Source organism: Acidisarcina sp., from assembly GCA_035539175.1.
Taxonomy (GTDB): Bacteria; Acidobacteriota; Terriglobia; order Terriglobales; family Acidobacteriaceae; genus JANXZS01.
Genome location: DATLIY010000008.1, coordinates 29162 through 49169, shown reverse-complemented (window position 1 = coordinate 49169; position 20008 = coordinate 29162). Strand labels below are relative to the sequence as shown.

13 protein-coding genes are annotated in these 20008 nt (G+C 55.6%); 8 read left to right on the top strand and 5 right to left on the bottom strand.

Annotation, left to right across the window (positions count from 1 at the left end; all coding sequences use genetic code 11):
• Nucleotides 1–238 precede the first annotated feature (238 nt).
• From VM554_08405 to VM554_08390, 4 genes are all read left to right on the top strand, one after another.
• Nucleotides 239–754, top strand: a complete 516-nt coding sequence (locus tag VM554_08405; GenBank protein HVJ08394.1) for a MerR family transcriptional regulator — start codon at nucleotides 239–241, stop codon at nucleotides 752–754.
• A gap of 628 nt (nucleotides 755–1382) precedes the next feature.
• Complete coding sequence (locus VM554_08400; GenBank protein HVJ08393.1) at nucleotides 1383–4667, top strand: vitamin B12-dependent ribonucleotide reductase; 3285 nt, start codon at nucleotides 1383–1385, stop codon at nucleotides 4665–4667.
• A gap of 168 nt (nucleotides 4668–4835) precedes the next feature.
• A complete protein-coding gene (locus VM554_08395) occupies nucleotides 4836–5597 on the top strand; it encodes an SDR family oxidoreductase (protein HVJ08392.1) in 762 nt (253 codons plus the stop codon).
• A 22-nt stretch (nucleotides 5598–5619) separates the two neighbouring features.
• Nucleotides 5620–6075 (top strand): lipocalin-like domain-containing protein, encoded by a 456-nt coding sequence (locus VM554_08390; protein HVJ08391.1) that lies wholly within the window; start codon nucleotides 5620–5622, stop codon nucleotides 6073–6075.
• A gap of 327 nt (nucleotides 6076–6402) precedes the next feature.
• Here VM554_08390 and VM554_08385 read toward each other — a convergent pair whose 3' ends face one another.
• From VM554_08385 to VM554_08365, 5 genes are all read right to left on the bottom strand, one after another.
• Nucleotides 6403–7431, bottom strand: a complete 1029-nt coding sequence (locus VM554_08385) for a hypothetical protein (GenBank protein HVJ08390.1) — start codon at nucleotides 7429–7431, stop codon at nucleotides 6403–6405.
• The gene (locus VM554_08380) at nucleotides 7406–9805 is read right to left on the bottom strand and encodes a glycosyltransferase family 4 protein (protein HVJ08389.1); all 2400 of its coding nucleotides are present in this window, start codon (nucleotides 9803–9805) and stop codon (nucleotides 7406–7408) included. The genes VM554_08385 and VM554_08380 overlap by 26 nt, the downstream gene beginning before the upstream one ends.
• Nucleotides 9806–9943: 138 nt before the next feature.
• A complete protein-coding gene (locus tag VM554_08375) occupies nucleotides 9944–10153 on the bottom strand; it encodes a hypothetical protein (protein ID HVJ08388.1) in 210 nt (69 codons plus the stop codon).
• Between the two features lie 476 nt (nucleotides 10154–10629).
• Nucleotides 10630–12213 carry a sulfatase gene (locus VM554_08370; GenBank protein HVJ08387.1) on the bottom strand — a complete coding sequence of 528 codons (1584 nt, stop codon included), beginning with the start codon at nucleotides 12211–12213 and terminating at the stop codon, nucleotides 10630–10632.
• A gap of 75 nt (nucleotides 12214–12288) precedes the next feature.
• Nucleotides 12289–12954, bottom strand: coding sequence for a malonic semialdehyde reductase (locus VM554_08365; protein HVJ08386.1), 666 nt, complete (start codon nucleotides 12952–12954; stop codon nucleotides 12289–12291).
• 474 nt (nucleotides 12955–13428) lie between these two features.
• Between VM554_08365 and VM554_08360 the strand changes: the two genes are divergently transcribed.
• The 4 genes from VM554_08360 (at nucleotide 13429) to gcvPB (ending at nucleotide 20002) form a co-directional block, all read left to right on the top strand.
• Nucleotides 13429–15561 carry a TonB-dependent receptor gene (locus VM554_08360; GenBank protein ID HVJ08385.1) on the top strand — a complete coding sequence of 711 codons (2133 nt, stop codon included), beginning with the start codon at nucleotides 13429–13431 and terminating at the stop codon, nucleotides 15559–15561.
• Nucleotides 15555–16898: a hypothetical protein gene (locus VM554_08355; GenBank protein HVJ08384.1), complete on the top strand. Its 1344-nt coding sequence runs from the start codon at nucleotides 15555–15557 to the stop codon at nucleotides 16896–16898. Before VM554_08360 ends, VM554_08355 begins: the two co-directional genes overlap by 7 nt.
• Before the next feature lie 123 nt (nucleotides 16899–17021).
• On the top strand, nucleotides 17022–18431 hold the full coding sequence (gcvPA, locus tag VM554_08350) for an aminomethyl-transferring glycine dehydrogenase subunit GcvPA (GenBank protein ID HVJ08383.1): 1410 nt from the start codon (nucleotides 17022–17024) through the stop codon (nucleotides 18429–18431).
• On the top strand, nucleotides 18419–20002 hold the full coding sequence (gene gcvPB, locus VM554_08345; GenBank protein ID HVJ08382.1) for an aminomethyl-transferring glycine dehydrogenase subunit GcvPB: 1584 nt from the start codon (nucleotides 18419–18421) through the stop codon (nucleotides 20000–20002). Before gcvPA ends, gcvPB begins: the two co-directional genes overlap by 13 nt.
• The last annotated feature ends 6 nt before the right edge of the window (nucleotides 20003–20008 follow it).

Below are 20008 nucleotides of genomic sequence, written 5' to 3'. Positions count from 1 at the left end.
ATTCTGGTTGATGTAGGGGGCCAGGGAATGGCCTGCCATCAGGCGAAGTCCATCAGGCGAAGGCTCTGCGTAGCAAAAGAACGTTGTGCGGAGCTCCTGTCCGCTTTGGGAAGGGGTTGCGTTGGAATCGCTCTTTGGGGGCGTGCTGCGGCTCACGGGTCGGAGAGTAGGCAGAATGGCGATAAATGGATCCTTGACCTGTCTAGAGGTGACGGGTTCAAAGTAGTTTCTGGTGAACATGACTATCTCTGAACTAGCTCGAAGCTGCTCCCTTTCTCGGACGACGGTTCTGTATTACGAGTCGATCGGACTGCTGCGTGTGGCGTCGCGCTCCCCCGGCAACTACCGCCAGTACACTGACGCCGATCTGGATCGCTTAAAACAGATCTGCGTTTACCGCACAGCCGGCCTGTCGCTCGCCAGCATCCGCTCCCTGCTGCAGCAGAAGGAGACGAATGCTGCTGCCATTCTCAAGCGCCGCCTGCTCGAACTGGATGAAGAGATAGAGCATTTACGCCAAAATCAAAAAGCAATCCTCCAGCTCCTTCGAGCTGAGGAGTTTGCATCGAGGACAGAAATGATCAACAAGGAAAAGTGGGTCTCCATCATGAAAGCGGCGGGGTTCACGGAGCAGGATATGCAGCGGTGGCACCACGAGTTCGAGAAAAACGCACCGGAAGAGCACCAGGAATTTCTGCAATTCCTCCATATTCCGGCGCGGGAGATCGCTTCCATTCGTGCGGCAAGCCGTTAGGCAAGCTCTCCCATCGAGCTGGTGCATACCTCCACGTGCACCAGCTCAAACCGCCAACCGCGCCCGCTGGGAATGCATCCGTCATTTCTGGCGCAAGATGGCATCAATTTTGAACGAATATTGATCCCCCTATATCCGCCCGGCTCTCCTCTCCCGGGCCCTGTTGCAGGCGATAGCCGACCAGGTTTTCCTGAATTTGCACACCCCTGCACAGAAATTGCACCAGTTCTGCGCCTTGCGGGAGACTGACGGCCGACGTAGTCTCAAACTTTGCCCGCCCGATGCGCCAGTGACCGCGCGGTTATTTGAGTTCTCCACAGCGGAATCCCGCCATTTCCCAACCAGGGACCACTCGAGGAGCGTAAAATACAAGATGTAGTGGTTCCCGCTTGACATGTACCATACAGAGCGGTACTTTCCCACTTGCGGCCCCACTGAAGGGATGCACGGCTAGAGGGAAATCTGTGGTACTTTCTGCCCGCACGTGACGGCCCAGAATCGTTTCAAGACATCCAAAACGGAAGAAGAATCTTCCTGAACTTTTTTCAGTTGCTGTCCCGGTTTTCGATCCTATTTTGTCGAATGGGCCAGGTACGCATCTCATTTTTTTGTAGTCGAAGGAGACTCCATGGCCGAGGCCACCCAGAAAAATTCCAATATCGCTGCCACCAAAGAAGTCGCTGGAACCACCGCCAAAGACGCGGACATGAATGGCTCGGCGGCCAAAGCCGCCCGTGGAATCCGCTTGCAGCGTTTGTTCTCCAAGCCCGGCGTTTCTCCTTACGACGAGGTGCAGTGGGAGTACCGTACCGCCTCCATCACGGATGCAACCGGCAAATCGATCTTTGAGCAGAAGGATGTTGAGGTGCCCGTCGACTGGTCGATGACGGCAACGAACATCGTTGCCAGCAAATATCTGCATGGCCAGATCGGCACCCCGGAGAGGGAAACCGGCGTGCGCCAGCTGGTGAGCCGCGTTGCGGAAACGGTTCGGGATTGGGGCCTTAAGGGAGGCTACTTCGTCACCGCAGAAGATGCCGGCATCTTTCACGATGAGCTCGCCCACCTGCTGGTGACGCAGAAGGCTGCGTTTAATTCGCCGGTGTGGTTCAACGTTGGCTGTGACCGCCTGGAGCCCAATTCCGACGCGCAGAACTGGCACTGGAATCCGCATACCTGCGCGGTGGAGTTTTCGGTCACCGGCTATCGCAATCCGCAGTGCTCGGCCTGCTTTATCAACGCCGTGGATGACTCGCTGGATGCGATTCTGACGCTGGCAAAGACAGAAGGAATGCTGTTCAAGTGGGGTTCCGGCACGGGCACCAATCTCTCCGCCATTCGGGGATCGATGGAGTTGCTCTCGGGTGGCGGCACCGCCTCCGGGCCGTTGAGCTTCATGCGTGGATTTGACGCCTTCGCCGGCGTCATCAAGTCCGGCGGCAAGACGCGCCGGGCAGCCAAGATGGTGATCCTGAACGTGGATCACCCGGATATTGTGGACTTCATCGAGTGCAAGTCGAAGGAGGAGGCGAAGGCCTGGGCCTTGATGCGCGAGGGCTATGACGGCTCCAGCGGGCCGGACTCGGAAGCCTACAGCTCCATCTTCTTTCAGAACGCCAACAACTCCGTGCGTGTGACGGATGAGTTTATGCGCGCGTACGAAAACGATGGCGAGTTCACTACGCATACGGTCAAGGATCACAAGCCGGTTAAGACATACAAGGCACGCGACATCATGACGAAGATCGCGGAAGCCACCTGGCAGTGCGGCGATCCCGGCATGCAGTACGACACCACGATCAACAAGTGGCATACGTCGAAGAACTCGGGTCGCATCAATGCTTCGAACCCCTGCTCGGAGTACATGTTCCTCGACAATTCGGCCTGCAACCTGGCCAGCTTCAACCTTCTGAAGTTTGTAACCGCTGCAGGTACATTTGACATCGCGCTCTATCGTCATGCGATCGATGTCATGTTGACGGCGATGGAGATTCTGGTCGATAACTCCGGCTATCCGACCGAGGCAATCGCGAAGAATTCGCACGATTACCGCCCGCTGGGTTTGGGCTATGCAAATCTTGGCGCATTGCTGATGTCGTTCGGTTTGCCGTATGACTCCGATGCCGGGCGTGATTTTGCCGCTACGCTTACCGCGATCATGTGCGGTGAGGCTTACCTGCAGTCGTCGCGCATCGCCGCAAGCTGCCCTTCGCTGGCTTCGGCCACGCCGCTAACCCAGTCGGTGGAGCACAAGGGCGGCGCCTGCCCCGGCTTCTACGTCAACCGTGAGCCATTCCTCGACGTGATTCGCATGCATCGCGCAGAGGTCAACAAGATCGGCAAGAGCCGCAGCTCCGCGGAGCCGTTTGCCGTTCCTCAGCTGGATGCACTGATTGAATCCAGCAAGCAGTGCTGGGATGAAGCTCTGGTTCACGGCGAGAAGTACGGATACAGAAACTCGCAGGTGACGGTGCTTGCGCCAACGGGAACCATCGGCTTCATGATGGATTGCGACACGACTGGCATTGAGCCGGATCTGGCGCTGGTGAAGTATAAGAAGCTGGTGGGCGGCGGCATGATCAAGATCGTGAACAACACGGTTCCTGCGGCGCTCTTCAAGCTTGGCTACACGAATGATCAGGTGGACGCCATCGTCAGCTACATTGATGCGACGGGCACCATTGAGGGAGCGCCGGCCATCAAGGCAGAGCATCTGGCGTGCTTCGACTGCTCCTTCAAGCCATCCAAGGGAACGCGGTCGATCCACTACATGGGCCACATCAAGATGATGGCTGCGACACAGCCATTCCTTTCCGGCGCGATCTCCAAGACGGTGAATCTGCCGCATGACTGCACCGCGGAAGATATCGCCGAGGCTTATGCCGAATCCTGGCGCCAGGGTCTGAAGGCCGTCGCGGTCTATCGCGATGGTTCGAAGGGCGCTCAGCCGCTGAACGTCTCCGACGGCAACAAGGCTAAGGCCATCCGGAACGCCAATGGAGACGATGCGCTGAACCAGACCGCCGATCGCGTGCTGACTGCGCTTGCCGGAGGCAAGCAGGCTGCGGATGCGGACGTAAAGTCACTCGAAGCCAAGGTCGCGGAGAAGCTGGAGATCAGCGCGCGTGATCTGGCAGCAGCGGCCAAGGCATTCTTAGCCATGCAGCTATCTGCTTCCGCGGTGCCGGGAGAGGATGGGCAGGATCTGAACGCTCCGCCCAGAGCGGTGCGGCATCGCTTGCCGGAAGAACGCGCCTCCTTGACGCATAAGTTTTCGATCGCGGGACACGAGGGATATATCACGGTTGGTTTGTATCCCAACGGACAGCCGGGCGAAATCTTCATCAAGATGGCGAAGGAAGGCTCGACAGTCTCCGGGCTGATGGATGCCTTTGCTACCGCGATCTCCCTTTCGCTGCAGCATGGAGTTCCGCTGAGGGTGCTCTGCGAGAAGTTCGCTCACACGCGCTTTGAGCCCTCTGGCTGGACTGGCAATGAGCAGATTGGCTATGCCAAATCACTGATGGACTATATCTTCCGCTGGCTGCAACTGCGCTTCCTCTCCGGGCAACAACTGTCGCTGTTCGCAGGGCTGGCACCGGGTGCAAGTTCGGGTACGGGAGAGCCGAGTCCTTTTGAGGCTCACCTTGCGCCCGAGCAGCATTCGCCCAGCCGGGGGATGGGTGCCTCCTATGCTCCGCAAGGCGGGATAATGCCCGAAATGGCTGCGTCAACCGAGCCGCACTCTGAGTTGAAGATGGAGGATCGTGGCCTGATCCATGCTGCTGACGCTATGCGGGAGTACATGGATATGGGAGACGCACCCAGCTGCCAGACCTGCGGAGCGATCATGGTTCGCAACGGAAGCTGCTACCGCTGCATGAGCTGCGGTTCTACCTCAGGCTGCTCTTAAGGAATGGGCAGCTTGCGAATTGGTGGTGGTTGGTTGGGTGGGGTGCGTGAGCGGCAAATTGCATGAGCAAGGCTGTTCTCACTCTTGTGGGCAAGGGGACAACTTGCAACAAAGTGGCGTCAACCTGCATCTTGAATGACATCGCACCTGTCACAGGCAGGAGGCATTATGGCTCAGAAGGTACTTATTACCGCGGCGGCGTCTGGTATCGGACTTGAAATTGCTCGTGCATTTTCTTCAGCCGGTGCGACTGTATTCATCACGGATATCAATGAACAAGCGATCGAAGCCGCAAAGAAGGAGATTCCCGGCTTGCTGGCAACATTGTGCAACAACGGGAAGCGCTCCGATATCGAGCGGATGGTTCCCGAAGCAATTAAGGCACTGGGAGGTCTCGACGTACTGGTGAATAACGCCGGCATCTCGGGCCCCACTGCCCCTGTCGAAACCGTGGATCCAGACAAGTGGGAAGAGGTGATGAAAGTCGATGTGATCGGCACCTTCAACGTGACCCGCCTCGCTATTCCACATCTTAAGAAATCGTCGGCGGGATGCATTATCACGATGTCCTCCGTGGGAGGACGCTTCGGCTATCCCAACCGTAGTCCTTACAACGTCGCGAAGGCAGGCCTGATTGGCTTCGCGCAAACGCTCGCGATTGAATTAGGCGATCACAACATTCGTTCCAATGCGGTTGCCCCTGGAGCTGTGGGCGGGCAGCGCATCGAAAACGTCCTTCAAGGCCGCGCAAAGACCGAAGGCAAGAGCGTGGACGAAGAGCGAGCGTCCGCGCTAAGCATCCAGGACATCAAGCAGTTCGTAGACCCGAAGGACATCGCTGCGCTCTGCGTCTTCCTGGCCTCGGACGCGGGCAAGTCGATCACGGGGCAGGTCATCCCGATTGATAATGGTGCTCTCAAGGCTGCGTAACCGCATTAGGAGGAGCAATGTCATGGCTAAAGGACTTCGTGAACAACTGATCGGAGCATGGATGCTCGTTTCTTATGAAGAGCGTCCAGTGGACGGTTCGCCATCGTTCTATCCTATGAGCGAGCAGCCCAAGGGCATCATTATGTACACACCGGATGGCTACATGTCGGCGCAATTGAGTCAGCCGAACCGCAAGACGTTTGCCTCCGGGGATTGGTTCAAAGGCACGGACGACGACTACAAACAGGAAGCATCGACTTACATTGCGTATACCGGCGAATTTCACGTGAACGAGGAGGCGAAGACGCTGACGCATTCCATGTTTATCTCCCTGTTTCCGAACTGGATCGGGCAGACGCAGCCGCGCGTGGTGAAGATCGATGGCGACGATCTTCATCTAAGCACAGCAAGCCCCATCCAATCGGGCGGGAAAGAAGTCAATTCTTATCTACGTTGGAAGCGTGCACCCAGGAATTGATACCTACTGCATGGTTCCAGCTCCATTGTGCGTTCCAAGCGAAGTTGATGCAGAGTACACGTTTTACTTTATGTAGGCGAATCACCCTGCTTTCGCATCGTGCAAGGCGAGCCAGTAATATCGCCGCCAGCAGAACATGCAGCGAACAGGCCGCAGGAAGAACAGACTCAGCAGGCCATCGATCGAACGTAGCTCCGCTTGCTTGAATTTGACCGAATTACAACTCGGACATATCCGGCTGATCCCAAGAGGATGTGGCAGCCAACCGGGCCAATTGAGGCCTTCACTTTTCATCGTTCACGTCTTTCGCAGTTATACCGCTCGCCGCTAAATTGCGCGCTTTTCTATAGGACTCGAATTGGAATCCAGCCATGCCAGCATAGACCGTATGCTGCCGGTGGCGAGAGCTATGCTGGAATCGGCTGCGCCGTAATAGACATTCACTGTGTCCCCATCCACGCCGATCGTCTGCCCGCACGGAAACACCACATCGTTGACATCTCCCACGCGTTCGTAGCTGGTCTCCGGGCCAAAAACCCAGGAATCTCCCCGCTGCAGGCAAATGTCCGGACTCTCCAGATCGAAGAGCGCAAGTCCCAACCGGTAGATGCTCCCTGAAGCGGTCTGCCGTACGCCGTGATAAATCACGAGCCATCCCTTGTCTGTTTCGATTGGTGGAGAACACAGCCCTATCTTGTTGGCATCCCACCATCCACCACGCCGAGCCTCAAGCATGATCTTGTGGCTTCCCCAATGACGCAGATCCGGCGAATATGACATCCACATGTGAGCGCCTAACGCGGTCACGGGGCGATGAATCATGGCCCAGCGGCCGTCGATCCTGCGGGGCAGCAGTGCCGCGTCTTTATCTTCCGGCGGCATGATTACGCCGAATCGCTCAAAGCTTTTGAAGTCACTCGTGAGCGCCAGGGAAACACCCGGGCCTCCACGCGCATACGATGTATACGCGATGGCGTATTGGTCGAGTTCCGGAACATACGTGATCCGCGGATCTTCGATGCCCCAAATTTCTTCTGGGTAATCGCGAGGATTCGCCGGAAACGTGGGTTGCGAATCGATACGCCAATTGTCAATTCCATTCGCCGATCGTGCCGCGCACAGATGCGACAGGCCGGTCCGCTCTTCTACGCGGCAGAGCAGTAAAGTGTCTCCGTCCGCTAGTCGCACGGCTCCGGCATTGAAGACACTGTTGATCCGGTAGGGCCAATGTTCCTGACTGAGGAGCGGATTGCCCGGATAGCGCGTAAGCAGGGGAGCCTCAATGCACGCATTCGGATTGGCCTGTTCCAGAGTGACAGGTTCAAGAGATTTAGCTGGAAGGATAATTGGGTTCAAAAGAGATGCTCATTTCAGGAAGAAGTTGGTCTATCCCTGCTACTTTGGCTGCCTGCATGTCGAGCAGGGCCATCAAAAAAGAAAGTGTGGATTCGGCTCCCTGATTTTCATTCACGCGATCGGGGTGAAGCCCGTCTCTGCATCCGCCCGTCGTTGCATCGTAGAGCGGCACCCGCAGATCGTTCTTGCCGAGGAACCAGCGAAAAACCTTCTGGGCCTCTTCAAACCATTGTGGTTCTTCGGTCAGCCTGTAGACCTCAAGACATGCTGAAATGGTTGCACACGCTTCAACAGGCTGCTGGTCAAAACGGGCCTTTTCGTTTCCTTCTATGAAGAATCCGTTGGATCCGATCGGTACAAATATGTCTCTGTCATTTCGGTGCTGCTCAGCGACGAGCCACTTGAGCGAGTCCGTGCCCGCTTCGATCATTCTCTGGTTGTCACTTCTCCAGCCCGCCAGAATGAGGGCCTGCGACAACCTGGCGTTGCCGTAGGATAGGCTCTTCTCGAACCACTTCCATGTTTCGGAATGGCTGCGTTCATAAATATCCAGCAGGCGATTGGCGAGTGCATTGCGAATGTTCTGGATAACTCTATCTCCCGGGAACCAATCCAGATAGGCCTGCATCCCCAATATGCAATATGCCCATGCGCGCGGACTTGTGAATGTGAGGGTTGCAGGCACAGCAGCTTCAAAGAGCCTCCCCGCAGCGCCTCTCAATCCCGCATTTCTTGAGTGTCCCAGCACCTCGCCCAACGACCACAATGCGCGGCCATGGCTGTCATCTGATCCCACATCCTCCAGCCATTTGCGATCGTAGCTTAGAAAGTTTCTGAACCTTCCGGTATCGTCGTTAAACGCAAGCCATAGGAATGTCAGGTAGCGCTGGGAAAGATTCTGATGCTCTAGCCGTCCAATATACGTCGGGTCTTCATCCAGTAAAGTCGAAACAATGAGCGCGCGTGCGTTGTCATCGGTTGTATATCCCTCGCGCGTATTAGGCACCGAGAAGATTGAATGCTGCAACATGCCGGTATCGTCGGTCATGTTGATCATATGGCTGCTGTTCAGCACTGGCAGGCAATCCACCGGGTCGGTGCCTGCACCATCCTGCTGGGCAGGTCTGGGCTGTAGTGAGCGCTCGAAACGAGCCCGCTGAAAGCTCTCCATGTAGGCCTGGGCCGTTTTTTGCCATGTCGTCCCACGGGAGTGCAGATAGGCGCGCTTCCGCATGGCGTGCCGCTCGGCTTCATTCTCCAGCAGATGGGTGACCGCTTCAGCGATCGCGTCAGGGTTTGCAAAGGGAACAATCAGACCGCGCTTCTCGGCGAGCAGCTCCTTGGCATGCCAGTATGGCGTTGAGATGATTGCCTTTCCTGCTCCCAGGGCGATGGCGAGCGTGCCGGAAACGACTTGCGCCTCCTGCAGATATGGCGTGATGTAAATGTCCGCTGCACCAATGTGCTCAATTAACTCTTCGGTACTCACAAAGCGGTTATTAAGAATCAGGTGATCGGAGACGCCAAGGTCTTTGGCCAGTGCTAAAAGCTGTTCTCGATAGCGCTCGCCTTCGCGTCGCCGGATATGGGGATGCGTCACGCCAGTGACGATGTAGACCACGTTCGAGTGTTTCGCCAGAATCGTAGGTAGCGCACGAATCACGTTTTCAATACCCTTGTTCGGAGATAGCAGGCCGAACGTAAGCAGGACGGATTTTCCTTCGGTGTCGAACTTGTCTTTGAAATAGTTCGGATCCATGAACGGAAGATCCGGTACTCCATGGGGAATGATGTCGATCTTTCCACTCGGGACCGCATACACATCGCGAAGCAGTTGGGCAGCCAGTTCAGTCATGACCACCAGCCGATCAGAGAGCCCCGCAATCTCTTCAAGCACGGCGCGTTGATTCACATCCGGATCGCGAAGAACCGTGTGCAATGTCGTCACCAATGGCATCTTCAGCTTTCGCAGGAGTGACAGGATGTGCTGGCCTGCCGGGCCGCCATAGATACCGTACTCATGTTGCAGACAAACAAGATCATTGCCATTGAAATTGAGAAACTCGGCGGCTCGCTCGTATGAGCTCAGGTCTTCCTGTGCTAGTTCCAGACGCACCTGTTCCGGATACTCATAGTGCGATTCCGGATCATTGACGGGAATCGCGAAAAGGCGTTGGCTGCCATACTCCGCTCCGAGCGCCGTACACAGATCAGTGGTGAATGTGGCAATGCCGCACTGCCTGGGAAGGTAGTTACCAACAAAAGCAATCCTGGTGGGCAGCGGAAGGCCGCAGGATTTCAAACCGACCGGCGAAGAGACTGCCTGGGCAGTTCCCTCAAGCATGCGGTCTATGTGCATAGCTTCAGAAGCCATATTGTCCTACTTTCAACTTGTAAAACACTAAGTGCAGCGAAGGGAAATCGCGGGAGGAGCGCTCCAAACACTAATTGTCGCCTGCCTTATGTCTTGGATCGCGGCGGAATTCGGACGCCTAATCTTCAGAAGTGGCGATCACAACTGCTGTGATGGTTCCCGCCCCGGAGAAGAATGCTCCACCGAGAAATCGCTTTCAAAGCCAAGTTCATTCGCGTCAGTAGAAGTGAGATCGATTACTCCCAACCTCTCTTCTGGCTGTTTGGCGATCAAATGAATCGCATGAAGACTGGTGAGGCGCTTCGCGGAAAGATGGTTCTTAAGGTTACTTTTCTTGATAAGGCTCATTGTTGCTCCAGTTGTGCCGTTGCGTACTTGAACGGTGCTCGTCTGGAGCGAAGCCTGAAAGGCTGAAGGCGAGAAAGATAATCCTTATCTATAAGTATACTTCAGTAATAGATTGCGTGCGGCCGCGACGAAATTGCTCACTCTCCCGATCTGCGAGATTAGAATTGTGCTTTTCCTCGATTAATCCCTTGAAACACCATGGGGCACGAGACTAAGAGTTGGATCATGTTATTTCCCACAGTAATTGGATGCCGTTTCATCGGCAAAGAGCAAGACGAAGCGTAAACGAACGCTCAAGCCCGTCCTTAAGCTTCCTGATCTTGACTGCGATACCTGCAAGTTATGGAAAGCACGAGTTCGGAACTTTTACGTTCAGTGTTCCCGCACAGTGTTGAACGGCTCTGGCGAAACCGCCAGAGCCGTTTTCTTGACAGAGATCACTGGGTCTCGGGAGCTATCTCTCGGATCTGCACGTATCAGTCATAAGAAGCTGTCGACCACATTTTTACAGGCCTTCCTGTTGTATCTTTGTAGGTTTCTCGAAGCTCCTTGAGTTGACTTACCAGATCATTGGCAACTCGCTCATAAGCCGGATTTACTTTGTAACCCTCCCATTCAAACAGGTTCTCCATTTCATCCGGATCCTTCTTTAGATCGAATAGCTCCCACTCATTCACCGTGTAGTAGTTGATCAACTTGTATTGATCGGTGCGGATGCCGTAATGCGGCAAGACCCAGTGGTTTGGAGCAAATTCGTAATAGTGATAGTAGAAAGATGTACGCCAATCCGAGGGCGTGTTTCCCTTGAATATGGGAACCAGGCTCCTGCCTTGCATGTCTTCAGGAACCGGAGCGCCTGCGAGGTCGAGTATTGTCGGAGCGTTGTCGATGTTGACTACCCATTCCTTTTGTACGCTTCCCGCTTTTACTACTCCTGGATAGCGAATGAGCCACGGTACCCTTATGGCCGGTTCATACATGAAGCGTTTATCGAACCATCCATGCTCGCCCAGAAAGAACCCATGGTCACAGGTATAAACAACGATGGTGTTTTCCGCGAGTCCCGATTTATCCAGGAAGTCTAATAACCGCCCTACATTGTCATCCTGAGCGCGCAGTGTTGCTAAAAAGTGGCCCATGAACTTTTGATAATTCCACTGTTTGCGTTGACGGTCTGTCAGGTCTGCCGGAGGGTGGAAGTCTGGCATGTTCTCAATTCGCATGCGTGCTTCGCGAGCGGCTGCTGAGCGACTGGAATAGTCATCCCAAAAAGTTCCCGGCTCGGGAATTCTTGTGTTGTCGTATAGGTGCTCGTACTGATGGGGCGGATCGAATGGCCGATGATCGTTGAAGTATTGCACCATCATCATGAAGGGCTCGGTGAACTGCTGTATGCCTTTTATGGCTAAGTCTGTAACATTGTCTGTTTCATATCCGGGATAAACTCTCTTCTCGATCACCGTACTGCCGAGGCTTGGGTTTTGCAGATAGCCGCTCGGCTCATAATAGGGACCACCCGCCCCGTTCTTGAAGACGAAATAATCAAATCCAGCCTCTCCCGGATTGGCGGGAAGGTGCCACTTGCCTACGGTGCCCGTCTGGTAGCCCAGACGCTTTAGCAATTTAGGAAATGTTTGTTGCGAAGCATCGAAGGTTGGGGATGTTTCTCCGCCAGTTGTGTCTGCCGGGTTTGCAACCATTCCATTCAAATGATTGTAGGTTCCAGTCAGTAAGGTAGCCCGGCTAGGAGCACATAATGCGTTTGTCGTAAAACTATTTTCAAAACGCATTCCTTCATTCGCAATCCGGTCGATATTCGGAGTTTTTATTAGTTGGCTTCCATAACAACTCAAGGCCGTCACTGGGACGCCCTCACCGGTGATCCACAGAATACTTGGCCTGCGTGATGAATGCCCCTGCGCTTTTTCTTTCAGGGGAGCTGTCGATACCGGATTGGATTGCCTTGACTGTGCTTGAAGGTGAGGAAGCAGTGCAGAACCTAAAGCTGCACCGCCGAGTGTTTTCATTGCTGCTCTACGGGAAACGGCGTTGTCTTTCATCCTCAGTTTTCTTTCCTTAGATCTGATAGCTTGCGCAGGAAACTCACCTCCGCAGGCATGTACCCATCAGACCCATCATAAGAGCACGCAAGCTTCCTCAAAACTCAAGCGCGGATTCCGAGGGTAGAGATGCGAGCGGTCTCCATAACCGATGTTGCACAGAAAATTGCTCCGAACATGGGTCAACGGGAAGAACTCCTGATCGAAGTTGCCAACTTCCTTTCCCGCTCCGAAAAACTCGTTATCTACCTTTGCATTGTCGAAACCGGACAGGGGACCGCAATCGAGTCCGAGGGCACGGGCGGCCAGAATCATGTACGCGCCCTGGAGACTGGAGTTGCGGCGCGCAGTCACCTCGGCAAGCTCCGGCGAGTTTGCAAAGACGTCGCGATACCCAGGAGCGTTCGGAAACAGCTTCGGCATCTGATCGTAGAAGCGAAGGTCATATCCAACAATCGCCGTGACGGGAGCCGTGCGCACTTTGTCGACGTTTGCTGGAGCCAGCGCCGGAATCAGCCGTTGCTTGCCTTCGGGCGTTCGTAGGAACAGGATCCTGGCAGGACTGCCGTTCGCGCTTGTCGGACCCCACTTCATCAGTTCGTACAACCTGCGAAGCAGGTCATCGCTTACCGGCTTCTGCTGCCAGTAGGAAAAGGACCTCGCCGCGCGAAACAGTTGATCGAGCGCCTCATCGTTCAGGGCGTCGGAAGCCAGCTTTATTGGTTCATGGTCTGACGGCATGTGCTCACCTCAAGGGGCTTACTTTCCTAGCCCGATCTCATTCATGGATTCCTGGTTTCCCCCAGATAAATCTTCGTTCATCGCCGCGTCCCTGGTCCAATGTCCTACGGCCACTCTGCGAGACGAAGGCCAAACAGCGCCTTTCAAGTGCTGCGATGAAGGCTATCCACAAGTTTCTGGCTTTTCAAATCGACGAACACCGGACAGGGAATTCAAAGGCCGCGCTCTGCCTCCATGGCGAGCACGCTACTACGGTATTTATTCCTGAGCGTTAGCTGGCAATTTGTCAGTGGGTTCTTCTAGGCGAGATTGTATACAAAACGACATGCAAGAAAGTATTGACAGCGGTATTTGATCCCACATATTGTTTACCGATCTCGTCGAGCTCGGTTCCCCTCTTCTCCGAGAAGGTGACGGATGAATGGATGCCGGCCGGCGTTTGGCCGCAGTTTTACGGGCATTTTGGGAGGCAATATGAAGTACAAATCCATGAGAATCTTTGGAGTTATCGCTCTGGTTGTATTTCTGCTGTGCGGCCGGAGTTGGGCACAGACCGCAACCGGCCGAGTGATCGGAACGGTGTCTGACCAGCAGGGTGCGGTGATTCCAGGCGCAAGCGTATCGGTAATCGATGCCGAAACCGGGAGGACCGAGAGCGCCACAACCAATAAAGACGGCTATTTCGATGTTTCAGCGCTGCCGATCGGCACCTATAAGGTGTCGGTGAAGCACGAGGGATTCAGCAATGTCGTGACCCAGGAGCAGAAGCTGGAGATTAACAATGCTCTGCGTTTCGACATCAAGCTGAACGTGGGCGAGACGAGCCAGGTAGTTACCGTGAATGCGGATGTAACTGGTGTGGAGACGGTGAACCCAACGGTTGGCGGATCGGTGGTTGGCGCCGCAATTGCCAATCTTCCGTTGAATGGCAGAAACGTCCTTCAGTTGGCGCAATTGCAGCCAGGGGTCACAGAATCCAATCCGGATGCCGGCGGCGGCGGATTCAGCGTCTCGGGAGGCAGAACGGATGCGGTTACCTATCTGCTGGATGGCGGACTGAATACGAATCTGCTGCGCAATTCGGTGGTTTTCAACCCGAACCCGGACTCGGTCGCTGAGTTTCGCATTCTGAGCAGCAACTACACGGCCGAGTATGGGCGCAACGGCGGTGGCATTATCAGCGTGGTGACCAAGTCCGGCACGCGCGACCTTCATGGCAGCGTGTATGACTTCCTGCGCAACGACGCGCTCGATGCGAACAGCTTCTTCACCAAGCGAGCTGGCCTTCCGAAGGATGCGTTAAAGCGCAATCAATACGGTGCCACCCTTGGGGGACCGCTGTTGCTTCCCGGGATTGCGCGCAGCAGAGATCGTAACTTCTTCTTTGTCTCCTATCAGGGGCAGCGGCAGGTGCAGAGCGTTGCGCAGACCAACATTCCGACCTTCACTCCGGCCGAGGCGAAGGGTGATTTTTCCAAGTCCAACGCAGGTGGTCCTGACCCGAGCGTAGCGGCCTTCCTGCAGGCTCACCCGGAGTATGCGGCGGGACCGGCGACCATCAACCCCGCGAAGATTGATCCAGTGGCCGCGGCCTACTTCGCTTCGAAGCTGATTCCGACCTCCTCCACGGGCATTCTCAACTCATCGGCAGGGAGCACGGATAACAGAAACGAATTGTCGATCAAGCTCGATTTTCAGCCCAGGGATTCGGACAAGATCACTGTGAGTCTGGGCGGAAATCGCGTGGACCAGTTGCTGCCCTTTGGCGATGGTTCGGCGAATGTACCTGGCTATGACGACACGACCAAGCAGCACCAGTATTTTGCGAACATTGCTTATCTCAAGATCTTTTCGCCTGCGGTGTTGAATGACTTCCGCTTTACGGTTCAGCGGAGCTACGCACTGAACGACACAGCCGTTCAGAGCCTGCCGGGTCCGAATAAGCTGGGGATTCAGATCCATCCCGACATCACCTACGGGCCCTCAAGCGTGTACTTCGACAATGGCCTTGCCCTGGGATTTAATCTCAATGGGCCTACGACTCTGCCCGATACAACGTGGTCTTACTCCGATAACTTCACCTGGAGCAAGGGCCGGAACAACTGGAAGTTTGGCGCGGGCTTCTCCGCTTTCCAGGACAATCTGCGTTACTCGTATGCCGCAAATGCAGACTACCAGTTTGGCGACAACGGACGTCCCAACAGCATCGGAAATCAGTTTGCGGATTTTCTGCTGGGGAATGCCGCCAACTTTGAGCAGGGGCCATCGGCTCCCAACAACATCCGCACCAAGGCGACGTATCTATTCGGTCAGGACGAATTGCGCGTAAACAACCACCTGACGCTTACTGTTGGCCTTCGTTACGAGTACAACTCCCCGAAGACGGACACCCTGGGCAGAACGGACGGCATCATCCCTGGCCTGCAATCGACGCGCTTTCCCGCGGCGCCGAAGGGGCTGGTGTTTCCGGGCGACAAGGGAGCACCGACGGGCCTCTATTTTCCTGACAAGAGAACTTCGCGCCGCGCGTCGGATTTGCCTGGAGTCCGTGGAAGGGAGAGAAGACAAGCATTCGTGGCGGCGCAGGAGTCTTCTTCGATGTGCTGAACGGGCGCGACAACATTGACCAGAATGGTGCACAGCCATTTGCTTCCTATGAGTACTTCGGATTCTATTCAACGCCGACTTTTGCTCCGGGACAAAAGTCCGCGCTGCAGGTTCCGTATGGAGTAGGCGGAGTTAACGATGCATTTCCAACGCCATCCTCAGCGAATATCACGGACTGGATCAAGAGCTTTGGGCCGTTCAATGCGACCACCGATGATCCGCACGTGAGAACTCCATACATCTACCAGTACAACCTGAGTGTTCAGCATGAGCTTCGTCCCTCGCTCATTGCGACCGTCGCGTATGTAGGAAGTATGTCGCGAAAGCTGATCGCCGCGAAGTACTTCAATCCGATGACTCTGGGCACGACGAATCGAGTTCTTGAGCGGAACCAGACCAATCCGACGATTTTGGCGGAGTGCTCCCAGCTCGATCCGGCCACTTCGGAATGCCCCTTCATCGGTCAGTTCCCGGTGTACACCAATGGCGGCAATGCTCTCTATAGCGGCCTGCAATCGTCGCTGACCAAGCAGTCGGGCGATACGAAGCTTGGCAAGGCATACTTCACCTTGTCCTATACGTGGTCGCACAGCATCGATAACGTGAGCGGCAGAGCGAATCGCAGCCAGTTCGTGCCCTTCTACAGTCCGAACGTGTTCCGGGCATCGTCGGACTTCGACGTGCGGAACACGATTGCCTTCAGCGGAGGATGGGATCTGCCGTTCGATCGTCTGTGGGCAAGCGGGCCGTCGCGGATCACGAATGGGTGGAGGCTCTCGCCCATCGTAACCTTCCGCAACGGGTTCCCGTTCTCGGTAAATGCAGCCTATCCGTCGACTGGCGACAATGATCCTGGCTCCTCGGGCGCAGGAGATCCTGCACTTACGAATGCGCTGTTTGCCACCGGATTCAAGTCCGTCAAAACACATCAACTCTCGCCTTCAAACTTGACGTACTTCGACCCCAAAACATTTACCAATGCTCAATATGTTTCGCTCCTAGATGATCCGGTGAATGGCGTGCCATGCAGCCAGCAGGTTGCCGGCCACGAATTCGCATCGCGGGATTGCATCTTATCGAATCCGGCGCTCCGCACATATGGAACGCCGCGCAACCTCTTCCGCGGGCCGGGGAGAACGAACTTCGATCTGAGCCTTGCCAAGTCAACACAGATCTTTGAGCGCCTGAATACGGAGTTTCGTGTGGACGCATTCAATGTTCTCAACCACACGCAGTTCCTTGCGGTTACTACCAGCTTGAACGGCTCGACGTTCGGGCAGGCCACAACCACCTACGCTCCACGCATTCTCCAGTTGGCGCTGAACGTTAAGTTCTGAGCTTCTGGATCCTTCATCGCACAACGTGCGGAGTGGCTCCTCTATTCGGGGTGAGCCGCTCCGCACCACTCTCCGCATCGCCCAGAGCTTTGGTTGGGCCAACTATCTGAGTCAGAGGAATCCATGCCGCAGCAGCCTACACGACCGCACCCGTACATCCCGAACTCCAATCCAGCAGTGCAGAAGCGCATGCTCGATGAGATTGGAGTTGAGGCCATCGAAGAGTTATACCAGGATATTCCCGAGCGCCTCCGCTACACCGGGGAGATGCAACTTCCTCCTGCCCTCGATAGCGAAGCTGCACTCCGCCGCCACATGGAGCGGTTGCTGGGACAGAATCAACACTGCAGGCACGCCTTGAGTTTTCTGGGAGCCGGATGCTACCAGCACTTCGTTCCCGCAGTATGCGATGAGGTGAATGCGCGCAGTGAGTTCCTGACGGCATACGCCGGTGAGCCCTACGAAGACCATGGACGATTCCAGGCGCTGTGGGAATACACCAGCATGATGGGCGAGCTGCTCAATATGGATGTGGTGAATGTGCCAACTTACGATGGATGCCAGGCTGCGGCGACGTCCCTTCGAATGGCGGGGCGGATTACGGGCAGGCGCAGACTTCTGGTCTCCCATGGCATTAACCCGGACAAGCTGAGCCACATTCGCGGCTATTGCCGGTCCGACCATAGCATCGAAGTGATTCCTTATTCCGCCGATACGGGCTTGCTCGATCGCGAGTCTCTGCAAAGCATGTTGTCGAAGGATGTCGCCGCAGTCTATTTCGACAATCCAACTTATTTTGGCGCCATTGAAGAGGGACAAGAGATCGTCGATATGGCGCATGCCTGCGGTGCGCTGGCGGTTGTTGGCGCAGATCCCAGCTCTCTCGGAATTCTGAAACCTCCTGCCGACTATGGCGCCGATATTGTTTGCGGCGACATTCAATGCCTTGGCGTTCACATGCAGTTCGGCGGCGGACATGGCGGCTTTATCGCAACGCGCGACGAGACGAAGTTTGTGAACCAGTTTCCCTCCCGGCTCTTCGGCATCGTTCCAACTTCGGTCGAGGGTGAGTACGGCTTTGGCGATGTGGCGTATGAGCGCACCTCGTTTGCTCAACGCGAGAAAGGCGTTGAGTTTGTGGGAACCGCAGCCGCGCTGTGGGGCATTACGGCCGGCGTCTATCTGGCGTTGATGGGGCCGACCGGGATGAGAGAGCTTGGCCAAGGCATCCTGCACCGCTCCCACTATGCGGCGCAGCGTCTCTCCAGCATTCCCGGTGTGCGCGCCCCTCTGTATCCCTCGCCCTTCTTTAAAGAGTTCGTCGTCAACTTCGACGACACGGGCAAGAGCGTCTCCGAGATCAATGAGGAATTGCTCAAGGCAGATATTTTTGGAGGCAAGTCGCTCGAACGAGATTTTCCCGAACTAGGCAATTCGGCTCTCTTCTGCGTGACTGAGATCCATACAAAAGAAGACATCGACAAGCTGGCAAACGTGCTCAGCGAGGTATTGGAGGCGACATGCAGGATATAACGTCAAAGCGACAGGCGAACGGCAAGCCGCGTCTGCGCAGGTTTCACCAGGCACAGTGGGATGAGCCGATCATCTTCGAACTGTCTGACGCTGGAAGCCGCGGTGCTCTGCTGCCGGAGGTTGAAGAAGAGATTCGTTCGGAAGTGGGCACGATTGAGTCGGCGATTCCGCCGAGCATGCTCAGGAGCTCTCCGCTCGGACTGCCAGAGCTTCCGGAGCCGCAGGTGGTGAGGCATTATCTGCGCCTCTCGCAGGAGAATCTCGGCGCGGATTTGAATGTCGATATTGGACAAGGCACCTGCACGATGAAGTACAGCCCCAAGGTCAATGAGCAGTTCGGGCGCTGCGCTGAAGTTGCGGCTCTTCATCCATACCAGCCGGAATCTACCGTGCAGGGCATGCTTGCCGCGATTTACCGTTTTGAGCAAGTGCTGAAACAAGTGTCGGGACTCGACCGCTTCTCCTTTCAGCCGCGTTCGGGATCAGCGGGAATCTATACCAATGCAGCCATGATCCGCGCCTATCACGAGTCGCGCGGCGAAGGCGAGACGAGGAAGGAGATCATCACCACTCTGTTCTCTCATCCTTCCGATGCGGCCTGCGCGCGCGTGGCGGGGTTTGACGTCATCACCTTGCCCATTGGTCCCAACGGATATCCCACGGTGCAGGCGCTGGAAGCCGCCGTCTCCTCACGCACGGCTGGGATGATCATCACCAATCCTGAAGATACTGGAATCTTCAATCCATACATCGATACCTTTACGCGCATTGTGCATGACGCAGGCGGGCTCTGTTGCTATGACCAGGCGAATGCGAATGGGATCCTTGGAATCACACGTGCCCGCGAGGCAGGATTCGATTTGTGTCAATTCAATCTGCACAAGACATTCTCGATTCCTCATGGCAGCGGAGGCCCAGGCTCCGGACCCGTTGGGGTTACTGCGGCGCTGGCGCCCTTTCTGCCGACACCGACTGTCGAATTTGACGGCACGCGCTACTTCCTGGATTGGAACAGGCCGGAGAGCATAGGGAAGGTCTCCTTCACCTATGGCTGCGCCTCGAATGTTCTGAGAGCCTATGCGTGGGCCGCGAGTCTGGGAGCGAAGGGCTTGCTGGAGGTGGCTAAGGTTGCTGTCCTCAACAACAACTATATGCTGTCGAAACTTCTAAAGATTCCTGGGCTCACCGCGCCGTTTGCCGAGGGGCGACATCGCATCGAGCAAGTTCGCTATAGCTGGGAGAAGCTGACGAAGGCTACAGGCGTCGGTTCGCACGACATCGGAATCCGGGCTGCGGATTATGGCGTGCACTACTGGACCAGTCATCATCCTCATGTAGTGCCCGAGCCATGTACGATTGAGCCGACAGAATCGTACTCGCAACGGGAGCTCGATGAATATGCACAAGTGCTCAGCAAAGTTGCGGGCGAGGCATATTCGGATTCTGAGATGGTGAAGCGTGCGCCTCACAACAGCACAACGCACCGGATCGACGATCAGGCCCCTCTGGAAGATCCCTCGATGTGGGCCATGACCTGGCGCGCTTATCGCAAGAAGGCAGGAAGAAGATAAACGCGA

Bases quoted from the DNA above. Each gene is read 5' to 3' on its own strand.
- VM554_08365 (HVJ08386.1), bottom strand. From the start codon at position 12,954: ATGCCGTCAGACCATGAACCAATAAAGCTGGCTTCCGACGCCCTGAAC.
- gcvPA (HVJ08383.1), top strand. From the start codon at position 17,022: ATGCCGCAGCAGCCTACACGACCGCACCCGTACATCCCGAACTCCAAT.
- VM554_08390 (HVJ08391.1), top strand. From the start codon at position 5,620: ATGGCTAAAGGACTTCGTGAACAACTGATCGGAGCATGGATGCTCGTT.
- VM554_08375 (HVJ08388.1), bottom strand. From the start codon at position 10,153: ATGAGCCTTATCAAGAAAAGTAACCTTAAGAACCATCTTTCCGCGAAG.
- VM554_08400 (HVJ08393.1), top strand. From the start codon at position 1,383: ATGGCCGAGGCCACCCAGAAAAATTCCAATATCGCTGCCACCAAAGAA.
- VM554_08380 (HVJ08389.1), bottom strand. From the start codon at position 9,805: ATGGCTTCTGAAGCTATGCACATAGACCGCATGCTTGAGGGAACTGCC.
- gcvPB (HVJ08382.1), top strand. From the start codon at position 18,419: ATGCAGGATATAACGTCAAAGCGACAGGCGAACGGCAAGCCGCGTCTG.
- VM554_08395 (HVJ08392.1), top strand. From the start codon at position 4,836: ATGGCTCAGAAGGTACTTATTACCGCGGCGGCGTCTGGTATCGGACTT.
- VM554_08370 (HVJ08387.1), bottom strand. From the start codon at position 12,213: ATGAAAGACAACGCCGTTTCCCGTAGAGCAGCAATGAAAACACTCGGC.
- VM554_08405 (HVJ08394.1), top strand. From the start codon at position 239: ATGACTATCTCTGAACTAGCTCGAAGCTGCTCCCTTTCTCGGACGACG.
- VM554_08360 (HVJ08385.1), top strand. From the start codon at position 13,429: ATGAAGTACAAATCCATGAGAATCTTTGGAGTTATCGCTCTGGTTGTA.